Raw genomic sequence first — 21,471 nt, 5'->3', positions numbered from 1 at the left:
CACCCTGGAGATCAGCCATGGCCTCGCCCGTTTTGTCCTTTCGTGTGGAAGAAGGTCTGGCCCAACAGCTGGACTTGCTGGCTGCCGCCACCGACCGCGACCGTCAGTATCACCTCAAGCGTGCATTGGTCCGATATGTGGAGGCCGAATCCTGGCATCTGCAAGCCATCAGCGAAGGCATAGCCGATGCCGACGCTGGAAACCTGACCGATCTGGACGCCGTGAAGGCTAAGTGGGCAAAACGTGCCGAGCATCGTACTGACCGACAAAGCACAGAGTGACCTCGACTCGATCCACGAACATTACCAAAGCGCCATCGGTGCAGAAGGCGCCGATGATGTCATCAGCGCCATCCTGGAGACACTGCGCCAACTGCAACGCTTTCCCGGCTCGGGGCGTCCGTCAGTCGCTCCTGATATTCGAGAGCTGGTACTGACGCGCTACCCATTCGTAGCCCCCTACCGGCTCAAGCATGGACAACTGCAGGTCCTGCGGATACTGCACCAGCGCACCGAACGCCTCCAGGACTGGTCGGTGGAGTGATGTAGGCCGGTGCTCCCCGCCCCGACCGCTCACCTGCGCCACGCTTCAAAACCGCGAAACACTGCGCATCGCATCCACCAGATAGCGCATGGCGATGCGGTCGTTTTCCGACAACTCCCGATAGCGCTCTACCAGTCTCAATTCTTCCAGGCTGAGCCGGCGTGTCCTGCGCGGGTTGGTCAGGCCTGGAAAGATCCCCAGCATTTCGGTAATGCCCTGTATTTTTGTCATGAGTTGTCCTTCTTTACGTCGAGGTTGACCTGATAGCGCCGTCTGAATCCGGGCCAGATCGCCTATCACGCTAAAGAATAGGGAGGATTCAAAGCGTGAAAAGGGAGTTTTAGAGTAATTAGTCAAAAAAAGTCGGAATCGACATAAAAAAAGAAATAACTGTAAGAAAATTTGACCAAGCCACGCTTTCCTTTCTCTCAAAGCCCGTATTTCCCCTATGATTTTGCCCCTCGGTGAACCGATCCAGCTCTCAGGCATCTGTTCTAACGTTCGTCGCGTTTGGCCAATGGCATGTCCGAACTCCCTTATCAGTCTCTGTTGCCAGGATCGGCTCGGGACTGTTTCGAGAAAGGTTGTATTTATGCACCGCAGGAATCTGCTCAAGGCCTCCATGGCCTTCGCCGCCTACACTGGGCTATCGGCCTCCGGACTCATGGCCGCACGCGCCTGGGCCGCCGATCAGACCGCCGACGGCGAAGCCCGTCCTTTCGACTTCAACGGTTTGAAAGATCAAGCCCGGCGGCTGGCCGAGAGCCGCTATGTCGACACCAAGCAAGTCCTGCCAGAAACCTTGGCCCAGATGTCGCCGTTGCAGTTCAACGCCATCCAGTACGACGTCAACCACTCGCTGTGGAATGACCTCGACGGGCGGCAACTGGATGCGCAGTTCTTCCATGTCGGCATGGGCTTCAAGCAGCCGGTGCGCATGTACAGCGTCGATCCGAAGACGCGTATGGCCCGTGAGGTGCACTTCCGCCCGGAACTGTTCAACTATCAGAAAACCACGGTCAACACCGCGCAATTGAAGGGTGACCTGGGTTTCGCCGGCTTCCGCGTCTTCAAGGCGCCGGAGCTGGACCGGCACGACATCGTTTCGTTTCTGGGGGCCAGCTACTTCCGCGCCGTGGATGCCAGCGGCCAGTACGGGCTATCGGCCCGCGGCCTGGCCATCGACACCTATGCGAAGAAGCGTGAGGAGTTCCCGGACTTCACCAAGTTCTGGTTCGAAACCCCGGAAAAGAACAGCACCCGGTTCGTGGTCTATGCCCTGCTCGACTCCCCCAGCGCCACCGGTGCCTATCGGTTTGACATCGATTGCCAGCCGACCCGGGTGGTGATGGAGATCGACGCGCACATCAATGCCCGTACCGCAATCGAGCAGCTGGGTATCGCGCCCATGACCAGCATGTTCAGCTGTGGCACCGTCGAACGGCGCATGTGCGACACCATTCACCCGCAAATCCACGATTCCGACCGGCTGGCCATGTGGCGCGGCAATGGCGAATGGGTGTGCCGTCCGTTGAACAACCCCGCCACCCTGCAATTCAACGCCTTCGCCGACAAGGACCCGAAAGGTTTCGGCCTGGTACAGACCGACCACGACTTTGCCAGCTACCAGGACACCGTGGACTGGTACAGCAAGCGCCCAAGCCTGTGGGTCGAGCCGACGACGGCCTGGGGCGAAGGCTCGGTCGACCTGCTGGAGATTCCTACCACCGGCGAAACCCTGGACAACATTGTCGCGTTCTGGACGCCGAAAAAACCGGTGGCCGCCGGCGACTCGCTGAACTATGGCTACAAGCTCTACTGGAGCGCGCTGCCGCCAGTCAGCACGGACCTGGCCCACGTCGACGCCACCCGCTCAGGCATGGGCGGTTTCATCGAAGGCTGGGCCCCGGGCGAGCATTACCCGACCGTCTGGGCCCGTCGTTTTGCCGTGGACTTCAGCGGCGGCGGCCTCGACCAACTGCCGCCGGGCACCGGCATCGAACCGGTGGTGACCTGTTCCCACGGTGAAGTGAAAGACTTCAACGTGCTGGTGATGGATGCAATCAAGGGCTACCGCATCACCTTCGACTGGTACCCGACCGACGACAGTGTGGAGCCGGTGCAGATGCGCCTGTTCATTCGCACCAAGGACCGCACCTTGAGCGAGACCTGGTTGTACCAGTACTTCCCGCCAGCGCCGGATAAGCGCAAATATCCCTGAGCCCTGCTGCGTCAGGGATGACGCCTTCGCGAGCAGGCTCGCTCCCACATTGAGCCTTGTTGTGAACGCTATCCACGCCACACAACAGATCCACTGTGGGAGCGAGCCTGCTCGCGATGAGGCCGGTACAAGCACCAATTTTTTTCAAACAAACAAAAAGCCCCGGCCAATGACGACCGGGGCTTTTTGTTTTACCAAACACTCAATCGCGCAAATCCGACTCATGAATCGGCTGGTCCCGATGCGTTGCCCGCTGGTACTGCGCCGGCCACGTGGCCTTGCGGCCGCCCAGGTCATCATCGGCATGCAGGGCCCAGTACGGATCGCGCAACAATTCGCGCGCCAGGAAGATGATATCGGCCTGGCAGGTGCGCAGGATGTGTTCGGCCTGGGCCGGTTCGGTGATCATGCCGACGGTGCCGGTGGCGATTTCCGACTCCTTGCGCACCCGCTCGGCAAAGCGTGTCTGGTAACCCGGGCCGGTGGGAATTTCCGCATTGGCCGCCGTGCCACCCGATGACACGTCGATCAAATCCACCCCCAGGGCCCTGAATCGCCGCGCCAGCTCCACGGTTTCGTCCGGGTTCCACCCGTCCTCGACCCAATCGGTGGCGGAAACGCGAACGAACACCGGCAGTTCTTCAGGCCATACGGCCCGCACCGCTTCGGTGACTTGCAGCACCAGGCGGATGCGATTCTCGAACGAGCCGCCGTATTGATCGCGGCGCTGATTGCTCAACGGCGAGAGGAATTGATGCAGCAGATAACCATGGGCAGCGTGAACCTCGACCACTTTGAAGCCGGCCGTGAGGGCGCGCTTGGCCGAATCCACGAAGGCCTGGATCACATCGGCGATCTGCCCTTCGTCCAACTGCACCGGCGGGGTGTGTTGCGGGTCGAAGGCAATCGGCGACGGGCCGACCGGAACCCAGCCGCCGTCCGCCGGTTTTACGCTGCCATGCTTGCCCAGCCAGGGTCGCCAGGTGCTGGCCTTGCGTCCGGCATGGGCCAGTTGTATGCCCGGCACGGCCCCTTGGGCGGTGATGAACCGGGTGATGCGTTGCAAGGGTTCGATCTGTTCATCATTCCACAGCCCCAGGTCCTGGGCGGTGATGCGACCGTCGGCGGTGACGGCGGTGGCTTCGGTGAACACCAGGCCGGCACCGCCCACGGCACGGCTGCCCAAGTGCACCAGGTGCCAATCGTTGGCCAGGCCATCGGTGCTCGAATACTGGCACATCGGCGATACCGCGATGCGATTGGGCAGGGTCAATTGGCGAAGGGTATAGGGTTCCAGCAGCAGACTCATGGGGCACCTCTCGAATCAGTGGGCAGGCTCCAGGGTTCTGTTTGAAAAGTCGACGAGTGACAAAAGGTGCAACACCCGCCCCCGCGGGCAAAAAATTCGACAAGACGTCACAAGGGCTATCAAGCAGTGCTTAGAGCCTAGTCGACAACCCGCAAGGACGGAGGGTTCAGAACTTAAAAACCGACGGTGTGGCGCACTGCAGTTCACTTAAGGCGACCCTCGCCACAAAGGCCGATCGGCGTATCGGCTACCGCGGCTCGATATGGGCAATCATCAACTGCACCGTTTCCTGGCCGCGGAACTCGTTGAGGTCGAGCTTGTAGGCCAGTTCCACCCAGCGCACGGTAGGGTTGGGCCAGATCTCGCGGTCGATGCCAAAGGCGATGCCATCGAGCTTCACCGAGCCGCACTCGCTCTTGAGGATGACCTTCAGGTGCCGTTCGCCCACCACGCGCTGTTCGACCAACTGGAACAGGCCGTGGAACATCGGCTCAGGAAAATGCTGGCCCCAGGGGCCGGCGTGGCGCAGTGCCCGGGCCAGCTCCAGGTGGAACTCCTCCACCGCCAGGGTGCCATCCGACAACAGCCGGCCGGTCAGGTCTTCTTCGCGCAACTGCCGGCGCACTTCCGCATCGAACGCTTCGGCGAACAACGGAAAATTAGCCTCCGGCAGCGTCAGCCCCGCCGCCATGGCGTGACCGCCGTACTTGCTGATCAGGGTGGGATGCTGCGCCGCCACCACGCTCAGCGCATCGCGAATGTGAAAGCCCGGCACCGAGCGACCCGAGCCCTTGAGCAAACCGTCCCCGGCATCGGCAAAAGCAATGGTCGGACGGAAATAGCGCTCTTTCATTCGCGAGGCGAGAATGCCGATGACCCCCTGGTGCCACTGCGGATCGAACAGGCACAAACCGAATGGCATCGACTCCACCGGCAGGTCCTTGAGCTGGGCCAGGGCTTCGCGCTGCATGCCCTGCTCGATGGACTTGCGGTCCTGGTTCATGCCGTCCAGTTGCGCCGCCATCTCCCGCGCCAGGGCCGGATCGTTGGTGAGCAGGCATTCGATGCCCAGGCTCATGTCGTCCAGGCGCCCTGCCGCATTCAGACGCGGCCCGAGGATAAAACCAAGGTCGGTGGAGGTAATCCGTGACGCATCGCGCTTGGCCACTTCCAGAATAGCCTTGATGCCGGGCCGGGCACGTCCGGCGCGAATCCGTTCCAGGCCCTGATGCACCAGGATCCGGTTATTCGCGTCCAGGGGCACCACGTCGGCCACGCTGCCCAGGGCCACCAGGTCGAGCAATTCGCCGATGTTCGGCTGAGGTGTGCTGGCATACCACCCCAGGCTGCGCAGACGCGCCCGCAGGGCCATCAGCACATAAAAAATGACGCCGACACCGGCCAAGGCCTTGCTCGGAAACTCGCAGCCCGGCTGGTTCGGATTGACAATGGCATCGGCTGCCGGCAGCTCGAGGCCGGGCAAGTGGTGGTCGGTGACCAGCACCTGAAGTCCCGCCGCTTTCGCCGCCGCCACGCCTTCCACGCTGGAAATACCGTTATCCACAGTGATCAGCAACTGCGGTTCGCGAGCCAGGGCGACTTCGACGATTTCCGGGGTCAGCCCGTAGCCATATTCGAAGCGATTGGGCACCAGGTAATCGACATGGGCCGCACCGAGCAGGCGCAGCCCGAGCATGCCCACGGTGCTGGCGGTCGCGCCATCGGCATCGAAGTCGCCCACGATCAGGATGCGCTGGCGTTGCTCCAGCGCCGTCACCAGCAGATCCACCGCGGCGTCGATCCCCTTGAGCTGCTGGAAGGGAATCAAGCGCGCCAGACTCTTGTCCAGTTCAGCCTCGGACTGCACGCCACGCGCTGCGTACAGGCGGGTCAACAGGGGCGGCAGGTCACCGAGGAATGGCAGGGTGTCGGGCAGTTGGCGGGGTTCTATGCGCATGGGGTGACAAAGTTTTCTCTGGAAATCGTGAAGATTGTGGCAAGGAGAGCTCGCTCCCACAATGGCTCATTCAATACCGGGTCAATGGCTCAACCACGCTCGCCCAGCAACCATTGCAGCTGGACTTCATGCTGGCCACGGTCGTCGGTCACGAAAATCGTGCCCTCGCTGATCATCACATCCCACTTGATCACCCGGGGCATGTCCTGGGCCAGGGTTTCTAGCACTTCCTGGGGCACCGCGGCGATGTTGACGTTTTTCAGGTTCTTGACCGCCGGGATCACCTTGCCTTCCCAGACCCGCAGGCTGCCGTAAGCCAGCAGGCTGGTGCGCTCGGTCCGGCGCGAGCACCAGGTCAGGCGATCGGCATCCGGCTGGCCGACTTCGATCCAGTGCAGCACACGGTCATCCAGGCTTTTTTCCCACAGCGCAGGCTCGTCGACGTCTGACAGACCACGACCAAACGCCAGCAGCTCGTTGTACCAGAACGCGTAAGCCAGCAGGCGCACAGTCATGCGCTCTTCGGTTTCCGAAGGGTGGCGGGCGATGGTCTGCTTCACATTCTCATACACATTGCGGTCGAGATCGGTGAGGTTCAGTTCAAACTTGTAAGTCGTGGACGGCTGGGCCATGAACGGGCTTCTTGATACGAGGAAAGGCGGCAAGTCTAACCGATGACGCGGGCAATCCACGAATTGCCGACCATCAACCTGCGGCGACTGACCTTGGCCTATGATAAAACGCTCTATTCGTTCTGCCTTTGTCCTACAGGATCTGTCATGTCGCTTACTGCCAAACCCCTTGCCGGTGTCAAAGTCATCGAACTCGGCACCTTGATCGCCGGGCCCTTCGCCTCGCGCATCTGCGGTGAATTCGGTGCCGAAGTCATCAAGGTCGAATCGCCCGACGGCGGCGACCCCCTGCGCAAGTGGCGCAAGCTGTACGAAGGCACCTCGCTGTGGTGGTTCGTCCAGGCTCGCAACAAGAAGTCCCTGACCTTGAACCTCAAGCACCCTGAAGGCCTGGCGATCCTGAAAAAACTGATTGGCGAAGCCGATATCCTGATCGAGAATTTCCGCCCCGGCGTACTGGAAAAGCTCGGCCTGGGCTGGGATGTATTGCACGCACTGAACCCGAAACTGGTGATGGTGCGGCTTTCGGGCTTCGGCCAGACCGGGCCGATGAAAGATCAACCGGGGTTTGGTGCGGTGGGCGAGTCCATGGGCGGCCTGCGCTACATCACCGGCTTCGAAGACCGCCCGCCGGTGCGCACCGGGATTTCCATCGGCGACTCCATCGCCGCGCTCTGGGGCGTGATCGGCGCATTGATGGCCCTACGTCACCGCGAGATCAATGGCGGAACCGGGCAAGTGGTGGACGTGGCCTTGTACGAGGCGATTTTCGCCATGATGGAAAGCATGGTGCCGGAGTTCGACGTGTTCGGCTTCATCCGCGAGCGCACCGGCAATATCATGCCCGGCATCACCCCCTCGTCCATCCACACCAGCGCTGACGGCAAGCACGTGCAGATTGGGGCCAACGGCGACGCGATCTTCAAGCGCTTCATGCAGATCATCGGCCGTGACGACCTGGCCAATGACCCACAACTGGCCAGCAACGATGGCCGTGACAGCCGCCGTGACGAGCTGTACGGCGTCATCGATCGCTGGGTCAACTCGCTGCCGCTCGACAGCGTTATCGACCAACTGAACCAGGCCGGAGTGCCGGCCAGTCGGATCTTCAGCGCCGAGGATATGTTCAGCGACCCGCAGTTCCTGGCCCGTGAAATGTTCCTGCAGGCCAAGTTGCCCGACGGCAAGGCATTCAAGATGCCGGGGATCGTACCGAAGCTCTCCGACACCCCGGGCACCTCCGAATGGGTCGGGCCGGCGCTGGGTGAACACAACGCACAAGTGCTCGGCGAACTTGGCTACGATGCACAGCAGATCGCCAAGCTGCGCAGTGACGGGGCCATTTGACACACCGCAACGGGCAGTCACTGAAGATCAAACTGTGGGAGCGAGCTTGCTCGCGATAGCGTCCGTTCAATCGATTTGATGCTGACTGACACACCGCAATCGCGAGCAAGCTCGCTCCCACATTAAGCTTGGCTTCATCCGGGAGAATCAGGCCGGCTGTCGGGCCGCCTCGCGAGCAAGCTTTGCTCCCACAGGTCCTGCTCAAACAGATCTGATGGGTGTACGACCGGGAGAACCAGGCCGGCTGTCAGGCCGCCTCGCGAGCAAGCTTTGCTCCCACAACGGCGCCAACACCTGACAAACCACGCTAAAACCACAAAAGCCAGGCAAAAAGAAACCCCGAGAAGTGGGGAGACGACTCGGGGTTAAACGTGACCACTCATGGTCCGTACAACAAGCGACAAGCACCGGAGCACAATGCTCGCTCTTGTTGGTAAAGAGTCTGACTCATCAGGACGTAGGAAGGTTCCCACAAAACCCCAGTCAATTCGCCCCGACCATGACCTTGTCGCGCGCCAGATTGCGCAGCGCCGCAATCACACAGGGCTCCAGGCGCCCCTCGGCAATCAGCACATCGCGATGCAGGCCATCGACCACATCCGTCAACTGACGCTTGTCGGTCAATTGGGCCTGATTGAACACTCGCTCGACCATGATGGCCCCGGAGGCATTCTTCAGCGTCACCAGGCATTCGCCCTTGGCGCCGGAGGGAGTCAGCGTGACCTGATACGGGCTCAAAGCCTCACCCAGCAATAGGCTGATACTTTCCATTCGCTCACCCTTCAATAGTCCGAAAACAACTGCATGTTCACAGTAAGTGACCGTGAGCCGCAGCAGAAAGTTCGTCAGCGCACCGAACCGGCACGCCTTCAACCTGTTCAACCGAGCATGCGCGCCCAATATGACAGGCAAACAACAGCCTTTTCTTGAAACCTTGGCGTGGTGACGGTCGGCGTCAGGCCATCAACTTGTCGCAACGGCGCCACCGACGCCCGGCATCGGTCCAGCCCCCCAGAATGCCGCGTAACTGCCCGTCGGCTCCATAAAAGGGTACCGACCAATGATAGATTTCCCGCAAGCCGCTGCTGAACATCAATTGCCGGTCGACGAACCGAGACTGGCCGGTGCGCAATTGCTCCATCACCTCCCCATGGAGCAACTCGGCGGTGGCCGGTGGGAATGCCGCCGAATCTGTCAGCCGCGTGCCCCGCAGCTTTTCGAAGCGGGTCGCAAACTGGTCCTCGTAGCTTTTGTTGCACATGATCAGGCGCCCTTCCAGATCCCGGATGAAAATCGGGTCGGGAATGGCATCCATCAAGGCCCGCTGGAGCATCAACTGGTCCTTGAGGATCGCCTCGGCCTTGAGGCGCTGATCGATCTGTATCTGCAGGCGGCGGTTCCATAGCAGGGACAGGAGGCCGAACACCACGACCACGACCACGCACCAGTAACCCCAGCGGGACACCCGCTCCCAGATCGATGGCGCCTGGACGGGTGTGATACCGGCCACCCATTTGGAACGCAGCGCGCGCATGTCCTTGGCCGGGAAGGCTTCCAGCGCTTTATTCAAGATACCCAGCAGCACGGTCAGGTCTTGGCGTACCGCGAGGTAATCGGGTTCCCACTTGCCCTCCAGGCCCCTGCCTACTTGCAATTGACCCGCCGGATAGAGATGCACCCCGGTTTCATTTTCGATGGTGGCATAGGCTTCCCGGCTCTCGACCAATGCCCGCGCTTCGCCATAGGTCTTGGTCGTGCGCAATTTGATGGCCGGGTAGTCGCGCCTGATCTCCGCTTCCAAGGCATGCCGCGCCGGCAACGCCAGGACCTTCCCTTCCAGCTGCTCCAGCGAATGGAGGATCGATTCTCCGTCACGGCCAACAAATACCCAGCCCGAGCCACCAAATGCATGGCTGAAACTCAGGAAATCCCTGCGTTCATCATTCATCGCCAGGAGGGTTGTCATGTCGGCTTCGCTGTTTTCCAGCAGCGTCAGCAACTCGCCGGGGGAGAACGACTCCCGATGCACGAACTCAAGGCCCGTCATTTGCGTAATGCGTTGGAGAATGTCGTGGTTCAGACCGCTCCACTGCCCCAGCTCATCCTTGAACAGGTACAACGGAAACTGCATCGTGGCCACGATGACGCGGGGGTTATCCTTGATCCACTTCAATTCCTGCGCATCCAATACCAGCCGCTCGCCAGGATTGAACGGCGGCGTTTCGAAAGCCGCCAACTGCGCCGCATCGCCCCCTTGCGCCCAGTACATCAGGGCCAGGCCCATTACCCAGCCCAAGGCTGGCTTGCCTTTGCTAAAAAACGACATCTGCATTTCCTTCGAGATGACTCGCCCGTTCCTCCAAGGGCGAAAACCCGACCAGTTTGGCATGCAGAAACAAGAAAGCCCGTCAGGAGACGGGCTTCAAAATGTGACAGGTTTACGCGCTCAGAGCGGCTTGCCGCGGTTGCCATGCTGGCTGACAAAGGCCTGCACAGCCTTCAAGTCGTTGGGCAACACGGTGCAACGCTCATCTCGCTCAAACAAATCAGAAAGATGTGCAGGTAGTTCAAGCGCTTTTCCTACACCGGCTTTCTCCACGGCTTCCGGGAACTTGACCGGGTGAGCCGTGCCCAGGATCACCATCGGGATGTCCAGGCTACGACGGCACTCACGAGCGGCCCTGACACCGATGGCCGTGTGCGGATCGAGCAACTCACCGCTCTGCTCGAACACCTCGGCGATGGTTTCGCAAGTCTGCTCATCGTCCACGGCCAGGGAGTCGAACAACTTGCGGGCTTCGGTCCAGCGCTCAGGCTCGACGCTGAAACCGCCGCGCTGGCGGAAGCTGTCCATCAGGCCGGCAATCGCCGCACCATTGCGACCGTGCAGGTCGAACAGCAGGCGTTCGAAGTTCGACGACACCATGATATCCATCGACGGCGACAGGGTGGCGTGCAGGGTTTCCTTGACGTACTGGTTGCCGCTCATGAAGCGGTGCAGGATGTCGTTGCGGTTGGTGGCGACGATCAATTGATTGATCGGCAGACCCATGTTGCGCGCCAGGTAGCCGGCGAAGATATCGCCGAAGTTGCCGGTCGGCACCGAGAACGACACGGAGCGGGCCGGGCCGCCCAATTGCAGGGCCGCGTGGAAGTAATAAACGATCTGGGCCATGATCCGCGCCCAGTTGATCGAGTTCACCGCCACCAGCCGCGTGCCCTTGAGGAAGCTCTGGTCGGCGAAACTGGCCTTGACCATTTCCTGGCAGTCATCGAAGTTGCCTTCGATGGCGATGTTGTGGATGTTATCGCCGAAAATCGTCGTCATCTGCCGACGTTGCACTTCCGAAACCCGGTTGTGCGGGTGCAGGATGAAAATGTCGACGTTCTCGCAATGCTTGCAGCCTTCGATGGCCGCCGAACCGGTGTCGCCAGAAGTGGCACCGACGATCACCACACGCTCGCCACGCTTTTGCAGCACGTAGTCCAGCAGGCGACCGAGCAATTGCAGGGCGAAGTCCTTGAACGCCAGGGTGGGGCCGTGGAACAGCTCCATGACCCATTCGTTACCGTTGAGCTGACGCAGCGGTGCGATGGCGTTGTGGGAAAAGACGCCATAGGTCTCTTCGAGGATTTTCTTGAAATCGGCGTCCGGGATGCTGCCGGTGACGAACGGGCGCATGACCCGGAACGCCAGCTCGTGATACGGCAGGCCGGCCCAGGAAGCGATTTCTTCCTGGGTGAAGCGCGGCAGGTTTTCCGGCACATAGAGACCGCCGTCCGTGGCCAGGCCGGCCAGGAGGACATCTTCGAAATTCAGGGCCGGTGCCTGGCCGCGGGTGCTGATATAGCGCATGGGGCAAACCTTCGGTTTGGGCTTCAAGCGTTGAAGCTGCAGGCGACACACTCAAAGGCAAGTTTGCCTTCGTTCGCAGCCTGCAACTTACCGCTTGCCGCTAAATTAATTCAAATGTTCGACGCGGATACGGACCACCGGGCCAACGACACCCTGGAGCGCTTCCAGCGCCGCAATCGCGTCGTTGATGCGCTGCTCGACCACACGGTGGGTCAGCAGGATCATCGGCACCAGGCCGTCGTGTTCCTCGACTTCCTTCTGCATGATCGACTCGATGTTGATGCCGCGTTCCGAAAGGATGCTCGCCACTTGGGCCAGCACACCTGGATGGTCCTTGGCCTGGATGCGCAGGTAGTAGGAGCTTTCGCATGCCTCGATCGGAAGAATCGGGTGAGCCGACAGCGAGTCTGGCTGGAAGGCCAGGTGTGGCACACGGTTTTCCGGGTCCGAGGTCATGGCGCGAACCACGTCCACCAGGTCGGCGATCACCGAGGAGGCCGTCGGCTCCATGCCCGCACCGGCGCCGTAGAACAGCGTCGAGCCGGAGGCGTCGCCGTTGACCATCACCGCGTTCATCACGCCGTTGACGTTGGCGATCAGGCGATCGGCCGGGATCAAGGTCGGGTGCACGCGCAGCTCGATGCCGTTGGCGGTGCTGCGCGCCACGCCCAGGTGCTTGATGCGATAGCCCAAGGCTTCGGCGTAGTTCACGTCAGCGGTGGTCAGCTTGGTGATGCCTTCGGTGTAGGCCTTGTCGAACTGCAACGGAATGCCGAACGCAATGGAGGCCAGGATCGTCAGCTTGTGCGCTGCGTCGATGCCTTCCACGTCGAACGTCGGATCAGCCTCTGCGTAGCCCAGGGCCTGGGCTTCGGCGAGCACGTCTTCGAAGGTGCGACCCTTCTCGCGCATCTCGGTGAGGATGAAGTTGCCGGTGCCGTTGATGATCCCCGCGACCCAGTTGATGCGGTTGGCCGACAGGCCTTCGCGGATCGCCTTGATCACCGGGATGCCACCGGCCACGGCGGCTTCGAAAGCCACGATCACGCCCTTCTCGCGGGCCTTGGCGAAAATTTCATTACCGTGAACAGCGATAAGCGCCTTGTTCGCGGTGACCACATGCTTGCCATTCTCGATGGCCTTGAGTACCAGCTCACGGGCAACGGTGTAGCCGCCGACCAGCTCTATGACGATGTCGATCTCAGGGTTCGTGGCCACTTCGAAGACATCGTTGGTAATCGCAATACCGGTCGTCTGGAACTGAGGCTTTGGCGTGCGCATGGCAATTTGTGCCACTTCGATCCCACGCCCGGCACGACGAGCAATTTCCTCGGCGTTGCGCTGAAGTACGTTGAAGGTGCCGCCACCGACGGTACCTAACCCACAGATGCCTACTTTGACCGGATTCACTCTTGACTCCCCATGAAACGGCCGACGCAAGGTCGGCCGTGAAATACAGCCGCGCAGCAACGCGACTTTGTGTTTAACGGCCCGACGAAGGTTTTCGCCGAGCCGTGATCTTCAGAAGCGGATCGCCCATGATCATTTTGCGCCCAGGGCCAGTTTGGCGACTTGTGGCGCCGGCTGGTAGCCCGGAATCACCTGGCCGTCAGCCAAAACGATGGCCGGCGTGCCGTTCACTCCAATGGACTGGCCAAGGGCGAACTGCTTGGAAACCGGGTTCTCGCACTTGGCGGCCTTGATTTCCTTGCCATCGACCATCTTGTCCATGGCCGCTTTCTTGTCCTTGGAGCACCAGACCGCCTGCAACTGCTCATCGCCCGGCGAGCCCAGGCCCTGGCGCGGGAACGCAACATAGCGCACTTCGATGCCGCGCTTGTTCAGCTCCGGCACTTCGGCGTGCAGCTTGTGGCAATACGGGCAGGTGGTGTCAGTGAACACGGTGATGTGCGACTTGGTTTCGCCAATCGCCGGATAGACCACGGTTTCAGCGACTGGAATGCCGTTGATCAACTTGGAAATGCCCTGGCGCTCGGTCATCTCGGTGAGATTGACCGGCTTGCCGTCCTTGAGCTCGAACAGGTTGCCCTGGACGATGTACTGACCGTCGGCGCTGGCGTAAAGCACGCGGCTGCCCTTGAGCTTGATCTCATACAGGCCGGCCATGGGACTGGCCGAGATGGTTTCGATCGGCACTTCGAGCTGAAGGTTTTCCAGGCTCTTGCGGATAGCCTTGTCGGCCGCGTCGTCGGCGATGGCAAAGGTACTGGCCAGCGCAATGGCGGCGGCGGTGAACATCTGGATCAAACGCATGGGGACTCCTGAGGCGAACAAATGAGACGGGAAACGCCGACCCGCAGATTCGGGTTCCAACCGCCCACTGTGCAAACCGGGAAAGCCTACCACATAAGGCCCGCGTGACCGAATGCCGCTGATGCAAGACGCTTTGAAGATTGATGCAGGCTTTTCTGTGGGAGCTGTCCTGTGGGAGCAAGGCTTGCCCGCGATGGCCGCGCCGCGGTGTAACAACTACACCGCGTTATCGTTCATCGCGGGCAAGCCTTGCTCCCACAAGCTCGCTCCCACAGGGGATTTCATTCAACCGCGAGGGTGGTGTTTGGCATGCAGGTCCTGCAGCCGTGCCCGGGCGACGTGGGTGTAGATCTGGGTGGTGGAGAGGTCGCTGTGGCCGAGCAGCATCTGTACCACCCGCAGGTCGGCGCCGTGGTTGAGCAGGTGCGTGGCGAAGGCATGGCGCAGGGTGTGGGGCGAGAGGGATTTATTGATCCCGGCCACCTTGGCCTGGTGCTTGATCCGGTGCCAAAAGGTCTGGCGGGTCATCTGCTCGCCGCGCAGGCTGGGGAACAGCACGTCGCTGGGGCGCCCGCCCAGCAGTTCGTGGCGGGCATCGCGCATGTAGCGCTCGACCCAGACGATCGCTTCCTCACCCATCGGCACCAGGCGCTCCTTGCTGCCTTTGCCCATCACACGCAGCACGCCCTGGCGCAGGTTGACCTGCTCCAGCGTCAAGCTGATCAACTCGGTGACCCGCAGGCCGCAGGCGTACAAGACTTCCAGCATGGCCCGGTCGCGCTGACCGATGGCTTCGCTGAGGTCGGGCGCCGCCAGCAGCGCTTCCACATCGGCTTCCGAGAGGGACTTGGGCAATGGACGCCCCAATTGCGGCATTTCCACGCGCAAGGTCGGGTCCACCGCGATCAGCTTTTCCCGCAGCAAATAGCGATAGAACCCACGCAGGCCGGAGAGAAACCGCGCCGTCGAGCGCGGTTTGTAGTTCTGCTCCAGGCGCCACGCCAAGTGATCGAGGATCAGCTCCCGGCCGGCATTGATCAGTTCCAGGTGGTTTTCCTGCAGCCAACCGTTGAACAGCGCCAGGTCACTGCGATAGGCATCGCGGGTGTTATCGGACAGGCCCTTCTCCAGCCACAGGGCGTCGAGAAACTGGTCTATCAGCGGATGATCGATGGCTGGCATAAAAACTCTTGAAGGATGCGGGCACACACAGCATCAAAATGGCAAATGAAGCTATGCAGGGTGCTCAAAGAGCAAATCGCAGGCAACAAAAAAGCAGCCCGCAGGCTGCTTTTTTTGCATCGGAAGCTGGACTTAAGCCAGTTTTTCCTTGATGCGAGCTGCTTTACCCGACAGGTCACGCAGGTAGTACAGCTTGGCTTTACGTACGTCACCGCGACGCTTGACAGCCATGCTGTCGATTTGCGGGCTGTAGGTCTGGAAAGTACGCTCTACGCCAACACCGTTGGAGATTTTACGAACGGTGAATGCACTGTTCACGCCACGGTTACGCTTGGCGATAACGACGCCTTCGAACGCTTGCAGACGGGAACGGTCGCCTTCCTTCACTTTCACCTGAACGACAATGGTGTCGCCTGGGGCAAAGGTAGGGATTTCTTTGGTCATCTGCTCTGCTTCGAGTGCAAGGATGATTTTGTTAGTCATGCTGTGCTCCTAAGGCAAGTCGTCGGACTCACCATCGATACGTTGTTAACTATCGTCCCGCTCGCGGATGTATTCCTCGAGCAGCTTCTTCTCTTCTCCAGAAAGCGAGCGGCTTTCCAGAAGATCGGCGCGTCGTTCATAGGTCCGACCAAGGGACTGCTGTAAACGCCAACGCCGGATGTGCGCGTGGTTGCCACTTAGCAACACGTCGGGAACACGCTGATCCGCATACACCTCCGGTCGGGTGTAGTGCGGGCAATCCAGCAGACCATCCGTAAAGGAATCTTCCTCAGCGGAATCTGCATGCCCTAAAGCTCCAGGCAGCAGTCGTGTAACCGCATCGATCAGGACCATCGCCGGCAGCTCGCCGCCAGACAGTACATAGTCGCCAATCGACCACTCTTCATCGACATGAGCTTCAATGAAACGCTCGTCAATGCCTTCATAACGGCCGGCAATCAGGATCAATGCATCCGAATTCGCCAGCTCGCGTACCGCCGACTGAGTCAGTTGGCGACCTTGGGGCGACAGGTAGATCACCTTCGCACCCTCCCCGGCTGCCGTCCTGGCCTGAACCAGCGCATCTTCCAGGGGCTTGATCTTCATCACCATGCCCGGACCACCGCCAAACGGGCGATCGTCCACAGTGTGATGTCGATCCGTGGTGTAGTCCCGCGGATTCCAACAGGTGAGCTGCAACAGCTCCTGTTTCACCGCGCGGCTGGTTATGCCGTACTCGCTGATGGCGGAAAACATCTCGGGAAACAATGTGATGACTTCAACGCGCAAGTTAGCCACGTTTAGAAATCCGCATCCCATTCCACCTTCATCTCGCCTGCGGCAAGGTCGACGGCCAACACGCATTGCTCGGTATAGGGCAACAGGCGTTCGCGATCATCCAGGCTGCCGACGCAAGGCTTGACCACCATGACATCGTTCGAACCGGTCTCGAGCAGGTGATCGATTTTCCCGAGCAATTGCCCGAGGTGGTCGATGACCTTCAGACCCACCAGCTGGTACCAGTAGTACTCGCCGTCGGTCAGTTCAGGGAACAGGTTGCGCGGCACGCAGATCTCATAACCGGCCAGAAGACGCGCTTCTTCACGATCATCGAGATCCTTGAGCTTCGCGACCAGGAACTTGTCGTTCCCGCGTCCGCTGACCAGCTCCACCTGTTTCACGCTACCTTCGCGCTTGAGCGTCCAGGTTTTGTAGTCCAACAGGTTCTTGATCGGATCAGTAAAGGAATACACCTTCACTTCGCCGCGAACGCCATGTACAGAGTAGATCTTGCCGACAACGATCAAATCATCAGCATCTTTTGGCGTCGCGTTCATATTGCTCAGGCCGCAGCCTTAGCCGATTCCTTCAACAACTGAGCAACGCGCTCAGAAGGTTGTGCACCAACGCTCAGCCAGTAGGCTACGCGCTCTTGGTTCACGGACAGACGTACTTCCTGACCACGGGCAACAGGGTTGAAGAAACCAACCTGTTCCTTGTGGGAACCGTCACGCGGGTTGCGGCTGTCGGTTACGGTCAGGTGGTAAAACGGGCGCTTTTTGGAGCCGCCAAGGGCAAGACGGATTGTTAGCATGTGAACATCGTTCCTGTAGTCGGTGCTGCAAATCTAAATGCACAGCGGGCATAGGTGCCCGAAAGGCCGCATATTCTAAGGAATATCCGGACTTTTGCAAATGTCTTTTTCCGGCGCCTGGCGCCATGCGATCAAGATTTGCCATAGAGCCGTCATGAAAAACGGCAAGTCAGCTCCCGCGTAGCGCGGGTTTGCTGGAGATCCCCGCATCCGTGCGGGGCAACGCCGACATGACAGCCGGCGCAGATTCTTTACATTTTCGGCATGCCGCCGCCGGGCAACATACCGCCCATGCCGCGCATCATCTTGGCCATTCCGCCCTTGGCGGAGAATTTCTTCATCATCTTCTGCATCTGCTTGTGCTGCTTGATCAAGCGACCGATGTCCTGCACCTGGGTGCCGGAACCCATGGCGATACGGCGTTTGCGCGAACCGCTGATCAGCTCAGGGTCGCGGCGCTCGGCCGGGGTCATGGAGTTGATGATGGCTTCCATCTGCTTGAACTGCTTTTCAGCCGCACCCTGGGCATTGCCCATCTGCGCCAGGTTCACGCCACCGATGTTCGGCAGTTTGTCCATGAGGCCGCCAAGGCCGCCCATGTTCTTCATTTGTTGCAGCTGGTCGCGGAAGTCTTCGAGGTCGAAGCCCTTGCCCTTCTTCAGCTTCTTGGCCAGTTTGTCGGCCTTGTCCTTGTCGAGGGTCTGTTCGGCCTGCTCGATCAGGCTGAGCACGTCCCCCATGCCGAGGATGCGCGAAGCGATACGCTCGGGGTGGAACGGCTCGAGCGCTTCGCTCTTCTCGCCCATACCGATGAACTTGATCGGCTTGCCGGTGATGGCGCGTACCGACAGCGCGGCACCGCCACGGGCGTCACCGTCGACCTTGGTCAGGATCACGCCGGTCAACGGCAGTGCATCACCGAACGCCTTGGCGGTGTTGGCCGCGTCCTGGCCGGTCATGGCATCGACCACGAACAGGGTTTCCACCGGGTTGATCGCGGCATGCAGCGCCTTGATCTCGCCCATCATTTCTTCATCGATGTGCAGGCGACCGGCGGTATCGACGATGACCACGTCGATGAATTTCAGTTTTGCTTCTTTAATAGCCGCCTGGGCGATGTCCACCGGCTTCTGGCTCAGGTCGGACGGGAAGAACGTCACGCCGATGTCGTTGGCCAGGGTTTCCAGTTGCTTGATCGCCGCCGGACGGTAGATGTCCGCCGACACCACCATCACCGACTTCTTCTTGCGCTCTTTAAGGAAGCGCGCCAGCTTGCCGGCTGTCGTGGTCTTGCCCGCGCCCTGCAGACCAGCCATCAGCACCACCGCTGGCGGTACGGCGCTCAGGTTCAGGTCTTCGTTGGCGGCGCCCATCAGGCTTTCGAGTTCGGCCTGGACGATCTTCACGAACGCCTGGCCCGGTGTCAGGCTGCGCGACACTTCGGTGCCGACGGCGCGTTCCTTGACCGAATTGACGAAGTCCTTGACCACCGGCAGGGCGACGTCGGCTTCGAGCAACGCCATGCGCACTTCGCGCAGGGTGTCTTTGATGTTGTCCTCGGTCAGTTTCGCCTTGCCGGTGACATGGCGCAGCGTCTGCGAGAGACGGTCGGTTAGGTTTTCAAACATGCGCGATCCTTTCAGGCCCAGATGAGACCGGGATAATGGCGGCCCAGACCGTGAAAAATGTGCTCGGCGAGCCTGCGGCGTGGGCAGGTCGCGGATTATAGCGAAGAAGCGGGCTACGTACACCTTACTGTCAGTTGCTGTGGTCTTTCGTGCGGAGGGGGTTCTATGCCAAACTCAGCGCCTTTCGGGCTTGCCTAACAGGATTTATGCTCCCCTTGTCACCCAGCTTGCTTGCCACGCTCGCCGCCGCCTGCCTTTATGCCGCTGCGACCCTCTATCAAGGCACCCGCCTGGCCACCGGCGCCAAGGCGAACAAACGCCTGCTGGTCACGCTTGGCGTGCTGGCGGTGCTCGGCCACGCGGCCAGCCTTTATACCCACCTGATGACGCCGATCGGCCTGGGCCTGGACTTTTTCAACGCCGCCAGCCTGATCGCCGTCGCCGTGATCGCCCTGACGCTGCTGGCCTGCTCGCGCATCCCGGTGGAAAACCTGCTGGTGCTACTGTTCCCGCTGGGGCTGGCCACGGTGCTGCTGGCGCAGTTCGCGCCGTCGGGCACGGTGCAGATCATCGACGAAGAGCCGGGCATCCTTGCCCATATCCTGCTGTCGATCCTTGCCTATGGCCTGTTCACCATCGCGGTGTTCCAGGCCTTGCTGCTGCTGGTGCAGGACCACCAGCTCAAAAACAAGCACCCGTCCGGACTGATCCGCAATTTCCCGCCATTGCAAACCATGGAAAGCCTGCTGTTCGGCTTCCTCTGGGCCGGCTGGAGCCTGCTGTCGCTGTCGCTGATCTCCGGCTGGCTGTTCGTCGAGAACCTGTTCGCCCAGCACCTGGTACACAAGACCCTGCTGGCCTGCCTGGCCTGGATAGTCTTCAGCGTGCTGCTGTGGGGCCGCAACCGCCTCGGCTGGCGCGGCCACAAGGCGATTCGCTGGACCCTGGCTGGTTTCTGCCTGCTGATGCTCGCGTACTTCGGCAGCAAGCTGGTTCGCGAATACATCCTGCATGTGTGACGGACGGCCCTGATGGATACGTTGCCCGTGGCGCCGCTGTTTGCCGTGCTCGTGGTGCTGATCCTCTGGTCGGCCCTGTTCACCGCCATCGAAGCCGCCCAGCAGCACCTGCTGGCCCAGCGCACGGCCTCGCGCGCCAGTGACAAACCGCTGGCAACGCTGACATTCCCGCTGGCCAGCCTGATCCTGTGCAATACCCTCTGTCGCACCCTGGCCGTGGTCATCGGCACCTTGCTGGCGATTTTTACCTGGCTGGAAAACGGCCCTTGGGTAGCCTGGCTCGGCACCAGCGCCGCCCTGCTGGTATTTGCCGACTACCTGCCGCGCACCTTGGCCACCCGCCAGCCCGAAGCGGTGCTGGCGCTGGGCAACGCCTTGCTTGGCATACCGTTGAAGATCCTCTATCCGTTTGCCTGGCTGTTGAATGGTGCCAGCCAATTGTTGCTGCGCCCCTTTGCGCGCAAAGCCAGCATGGTGCAACAGAGCGACGACGAAATGCCCGCGCCACCGCGCAGCGAGCACGAACCTGAGCACGGCAGCAGCCGACTGCATCCGATTTCCGGCATCCACGCCCTGGACAACATCACCGTCAACGATATCCTCGTGCCCCGCAGCGAGGTCGACGGAATCAACCTCGACGACCCCATCGGCGAGATCATCGAACAGCTGCGCCTGAACCGTCGCACCCGCCTGCCGGTGTTCCACAGCGACATCAACCAGGTCGAAGCGGTGCTCAACACGCGCCAGATCCGTCATTTGCTGGCGGATGCGAGCCTGACCCAGGAAGCGCTACTGGCCGCCTCCCACGAGCCCTACTTCGTCCCTGAAAGCACGCCACTGCAACTGCAATTGCTGAATTTCCACAAGCAGCAGCGGCGCCTGGGCATGGTGGTGGACGAATACGGCGAAGTGCTGGGTATCGTCACCCTGGAAGACATCCTCGAAGAAATCGTCGGCGAATTCGAAAGCGAGCACAGCCTCGACAACCCCCACGTGCACCCCCAGCCCGATGGTCGCCTGATGATCGATGGCGCGGCGTCGATCCGCGAATTGAACAGGACCCTTGGCTGGCATCTGCCTTGCGACGGCCCCAAGACCCTCAACGGGCTGGTGACCGAAGCCCTGGAAACCATCCCCGAAAGCCCGGTGTGCCTGAAGATCGGTCGTTATCGACTGGAAATCATCGAGACCGTGGACAACCGTGTCAGCCAGGTGCTGGCGTGGCATAACAGTTCGGTGCCCACGGCTTCCTGAATCCCCCAGGCTCAAGGTAAAACACAGTTGTGCCGAGGGGATTTATCCCCTCGCCACAAAAAGCCCAGCGCACGCTTCAATATTGTGTGCGAGCTCACTTGTTGAATCGTTAGCCTCCTTCCTATACTCAATCCGCTTACCCAGCCCCGCCCGAACCTCGTGCTTACCCGCA

At 60.6% G+C, this 21,471-nt stretch carries 21 protein-coding genes; 6 read left to right on the top strand and 15 right to left on the bottom strand.

Annotated features, from left to right (window positions below):
• Positions 1-17 precede the first annotated feature (17 nt).
• Positions 18-281: a ribbon-helix-helix protein, CopG family gene (locus tag KI235_RS05665; protein ID WP_003198119.1), complete on the top strand. Its 264-nt coding sequence runs from the start codon at positions 18-20 to the stop codon at positions 279-281.
• Entirely contained in the window at positions 244-543 is a 300-nt protein-coding gene (locus tag KI235_RS05660) for a type II toxin-antitoxin system RelE/ParE family toxin (protein WP_003198117.1), read from the top strand. Before KI235_RS05665 ends, KI235_RS05660 begins: the two co-directional genes overlap by 38 nt.
• 45 nt (positions 544-588) lie before the next feature.
• On the opposite strand, the gene KI235_RS05655 is transcribed toward KI235_RS05660, so the two are convergent.
• Complete coding sequence (locus tag KI235_RS05655; protein ID WP_003198116.1) at positions 589-774, bottom strand: hypothetical protein; 186 nt, start codon at positions 772-774, stop codon at positions 589-591.
• A 361-nt stretch (positions 775-1,135) separates the two neighbouring features.
• Here KI235_RS05655 and KI235_RS05650 point away from each other — a divergent pair, with 361 nt between their 5' ends.
• Positions 1,136-2,764: a glucan biosynthesis protein D gene (locus tag KI235_RS05650; RefSeq protein WP_013692362.1), complete on the top strand. Its 1,629-nt coding sequence runs from the start codon at positions 1,136-1,138 to the stop codon at positions 2,762-2,764.
• Between the two features lie 202 nt (positions 2,765-2,966).
• Here the strand turns inward: KI235_RS05650 and KI235_RS05645 are convergent, their stop codons facing one another.
• The 3 genes from KI235_RS05645 to KI235_RS05635 all read right to left on the bottom strand — a co-directional run bounded on the left by KI235_RS05645 (position 2,967) and on the right by KI235_RS05635 (position 6,662).
• The gene (locus KI235_RS05645) at positions 2,967-4,073 is read right to left on the bottom strand and encodes an NADH:flavin oxidoreductase/NADH oxidase (protein WP_003198112.1); all 1,107 of its coding nucleotides are present in this window, start codon (positions 4,071-4,073) and stop codon (positions 2,967-2,969) included.
• A 247-nt stretch (positions 4,074-4,320) separates the two neighbouring features.
• Positions 4,321-6,030 carry a single-stranded-DNA-specific exonuclease RecJ gene (gene recJ / locus KI235_RS05640; protein ID WP_003198111.1) on the bottom strand — a complete coding sequence of 570 codons (1,710 nt, stop codon included), beginning with the start codon at positions 6,028-6,030 and terminating at the stop codon, positions 4,321-4,323.
• A gap of 89 nt (positions 6,031-6,119) precedes the next feature.
• Positions 6,120-6,662 carry a YaeQ family protein gene (locus KI235_RS05635; protein ID WP_003198109.1) on the bottom strand — a complete coding sequence of 181 codons (543 nt, stop codon included), beginning with the start codon at positions 6,660-6,662 and terminating at the stop codon, positions 6,120-6,122.
• 147 nt (positions 6,663-6,809) lie between these two features.
• Between KI235_RS05635 and KI235_RS05630 the strand changes: the two genes are divergently transcribed.
• Positions 6,810-8,009, top strand: coding sequence for a CaiB/BaiF CoA-transferase family protein (locus KI235_RS05630; protein ID WP_003198107.1), 1,200 nt, complete (start codon positions 6,810-6,812; stop codon positions 8,007-8,009).
• A gap of 483 nt (positions 8,010-8,492) precedes the next feature.
• Here the strand turns inward: KI235_RS05630 and KI235_RS05625 are convergent, their stop codons facing one another.
• The 11 genes from KI235_RS05625 to ffh all read right to left on the bottom strand — a co-directional run bounded on the left by KI235_RS05625 (position 8,493) and on the right by ffh (position 19,026).
• Positions 8,493-8,780: a DUF3509 domain-containing protein gene (locus KI235_RS05625; protein ID WP_003198105.1), complete on the bottom strand. Its 288-nt coding sequence runs from the start codon at positions 8,778-8,780 to the stop codon at positions 8,493-8,495.
• Between the two features lie 184 nt (positions 8,781-8,964).
• On the bottom strand, positions 8,965-10,335 hold the full coding sequence (locus KI235_RS05620) for a transporter substrate-binding domain-containing protein (protein ID WP_013692360.1): 1,371 nt from the start codon (positions 10,333-10,335) through the stop codon (positions 8,965-8,967).
• Between the two features lie 120 nt (positions 10,336-10,455).
• Positions 10,456-11,865, bottom strand: a complete 1,410-nt coding sequence (thrC, locus tag KI235_RS05615) for a threonine synthase (protein ID WP_212795585.1) — start codon at positions 11,863-11,865, stop codon at positions 10,456-10,458.
• Between the two features lie 105 nt (positions 11,866-11,970).
• Entirely contained in the window at positions 11,971-13,275 is a 1,305-nt protein-coding gene (locus KI235_RS05610) for a homoserine dehydrogenase (protein WP_003198098.1), read from the bottom strand.
• Between the two features lie 132 nt (positions 13,276-13,407).
• Positions 13,408-14,139, bottom strand: a complete 732-nt coding sequence (locus KI235_RS05605) for a DsbC family protein (protein ID WP_003198095.1) — start codon at positions 14,137-14,139, stop codon at positions 13,408-13,410.
• A 285-nt stretch (positions 14,140-14,424) separates the two neighbouring features.
• The gene (xerD, locus tag KI235_RS05600) at positions 14,425-15,321 is read right to left on the bottom strand and encodes a site-specific tyrosine recombinase XerD (protein WP_003198093.1); all 897 of its coding nucleotides are present in this window, start codon (positions 15,319-15,321) and stop codon (positions 14,425-14,427) included.
• Between the two features lie 132 nt (positions 15,322-15,453).
• Positions 15,454-15,804, bottom strand: a complete 351-nt coding sequence (gene rplS, locus KI235_RS05595; protein ID WP_003175895.1) for a 50S ribosomal protein L19 — start codon at positions 15,802-15,804, stop codon at positions 15,454-15,456.
• Positions 15,805-15,849: 45 nt separating this feature from the next.
• The gene (gene trmD / locus KI235_RS05590) at positions 15,850-16,623 is read right to left on the bottom strand and encodes a tRNA (guanosine(37)-N1)-methyltransferase TrmD (protein WP_170845966.1); all 774 of its coding nucleotides are present in this window, start codon (positions 16,621-16,623) and stop codon (positions 15,850-15,852) included.
• Positions 16,605-17,141, bottom strand: a complete 537-nt coding sequence (gene rimM / locus KI235_RS05585) for a ribosome maturation factor RimM (protein ID WP_003198090.1) — start codon at positions 17,139-17,141, stop codon at positions 16,605-16,607. The genes trmD and rimM overlap by 19 nt, the downstream gene beginning before the upstream one ends.
• Positions 17,142-17,146: 5 nt before the next feature.
• On the bottom strand, positions 17,147-17,398 hold the full coding sequence (gene rpsP, locus KI235_RS05580; protein ID WP_003198088.1) for a 30S ribosomal protein S16: 252 nt from the start codon (positions 17,396-17,398) through the stop codon (positions 17,147-17,149).
• Positions 17,399-17,649: 251 nt separating this feature from the next.
• Complete coding sequence (gene ffh, locus KI235_RS05575; protein WP_003198085.1) at positions 17,650-19,026, bottom strand: signal recognition particle protein; 1,377 nt, start codon at positions 19,024-19,026, stop codon at positions 17,650-17,652.
• Positions 19,027-19,232: 206 nt separating this feature from the next.
• Here ffh and ccsA point away from each other — a divergent pair, with 206 nt between their 5' ends.
• Together ccsA and KI235_RS05565 are read left to right on the top strand one after the other, a co-directional pair.
• The gene (gene ccsA, locus KI235_RS05570; protein WP_003198083.1) at positions 19,233-20,045 is read left to right on the top strand and encodes a cytochrome c biogenesis protein CcsA; all 813 of its coding nucleotides are present in this window, start codon (positions 19,233-19,235) and stop codon (positions 20,043-20,045) included.
• A 12-nt stretch (positions 20,046-20,057) separates the two neighbouring features.
• Positions 20,058-21,299 carry a CNNM domain-containing protein gene (locus KI235_RS05565; protein ID WP_003198082.1) on the top strand — a complete coding sequence of 414 codons (1,242 nt, stop codon included), beginning with the start codon at positions 20,058-20,060 and terminating at the stop codon, positions 21,297-21,299.
• The last annotated feature ends 172 nt before the right edge of the window (positions 21,300-21,471 follow it).

It is taken from the genome of Pseudomonas sp. St386 (assembly GCF_018325865.1).
GTDB classification, from domain to species: Bacteria; Pseudomonadota; Gammaproteobacteria; order Pseudomonadales; family Pseudomonadaceae; genus Aquipseudomonas; species Aquipseudomonas brassicacearum.
The sequence above is the reverse complement of the archived record's forward strand: the minus strand, read 5'-3'. Positions and strand labels throughout refer to the sequence as shown.

Bases quoted from the DNA above. Each gene is read 5' to 3' on its own strand.
- trmD (WP_170845966.1), bottom strand. From the start codon at position 16,623: ATGGGATGCGGATTTCTAAACGTGGCTAACTTGCGCGTTGAAGTCATC.
- KI235_RS05565 (WP_003198082.1), top strand. From the start codon at position 20,058: ATGGATACGTTGCCCGTGGCGCCGCTGTTTGCCGTGCTCGTGGTGCTG.
- KI235_RS05605 (WP_003198095.1), bottom strand. From the start codon at position 14,139: ATGCGTTTGATCCAGATGTTCACCGCCGCCGCCATTGCGCTGGCCAGT.
- KI235_RS05665 (WP_003198119.1), top strand. From the start codon at position 18: ATGGCCTCGCCCGTTTTGTCCTTTCGTGTGGAAGAAGGTCTGGCCCAA.
- rplS (WP_003175895.1), bottom strand. From the start codon at position 15,804: ATGACTAACAAAATCATCCTTGCACTCGAAGCAGAGCAGATGACCAAA.
- ccsA (WP_003198083.1), top strand. From the start codon at position 19,233: ATGCTCCCCTTGTCACCCAGCTTGCTTGCCACGCTCGCCGCCGCCTGC.
- recJ (WP_003198111.1), bottom strand. From the start codon at position 6,030: ATGCGCATAGAACCCCGCCAACTGCCCGACACCCTGCCATTCCTCGGT.
- rpsP (WP_003198088.1), bottom strand. From the start codon at position 17,398: ATGCTAACAATCCGTCTTGCCCTTGGCGGCTCCAAAAAGCGCCCGTTT.
- KI235_RS05655 (WP_003198116.1), bottom strand. From the start codon at position 774: ATGACAAAAATACAGGGCATTACCGAAATGCTGGGGATCTTTCCAGGC.
- KI235_RS05635 (WP_003198109.1), bottom strand. From the start codon at position 6,662: ATGGCCCAGCCGTCCACGACTTACAAGTTTGAACTGAACCTCACCGAT.
- KI235_RS05630 (WP_003198107.1), top strand. From the start codon at position 6,810: ATGTCGCTTACTGCCAAACCCCTTGCCGGTGTCAAAGTCATCGAACTC.
- xerD (WP_003198093.1), bottom strand. From the start codon at position 15,321: ATGCCAGCCATCGATCATCCGCTGATAGACCAGTTTCTCGACGCCCTG.
- rimM (WP_003198090.1), bottom strand. From the start codon at position 17,141: ATGAACGCGACGCCAAAAGATGCTGATGATTTGATCGTTGTCGGCAAG.
- KI235_RS05645 (WP_003198112.1), bottom strand. From the start codon at position 4,073: ATGAGTCTGCTGCTGGAACCCTATACCCTTCGCCAATTGACCCTGCCC.
- KI235_RS05620 (WP_013692360.1), bottom strand. From the start codon at position 10,335: ATGTCGTTTTTTAGCAAAGGCAAGCCAGCCTTGGGCTGGGTAATGGGC.
- KI235_RS05625 (WP_003198105.1), bottom strand. From the start codon at position 8,780: ATGGAAAGTATCAGCCTATTGCTGGGTGAGGCTTTGAGCCCGTATCAG.
- KI235_RS05650 (WP_013692362.1), top strand. From the start codon at position 1,136: ATGCACCGCAGGAATCTGCTCAAGGCCTCCATGGCCTTCGCCGCCTAC.
- ffh (WP_003198085.1), bottom strand. From the start codon at position 19,026: ATGTTTGAAAACCTAACCGACCGTCTCTCGCAGACGCTGCGCCATGTC.
- thrC (WP_212795585.1), bottom strand. From the start codon at position 11,865: ATGCGCTATATCAGCACCCGCGGCCAGGCACCGGCCCTGAATTTCGAA.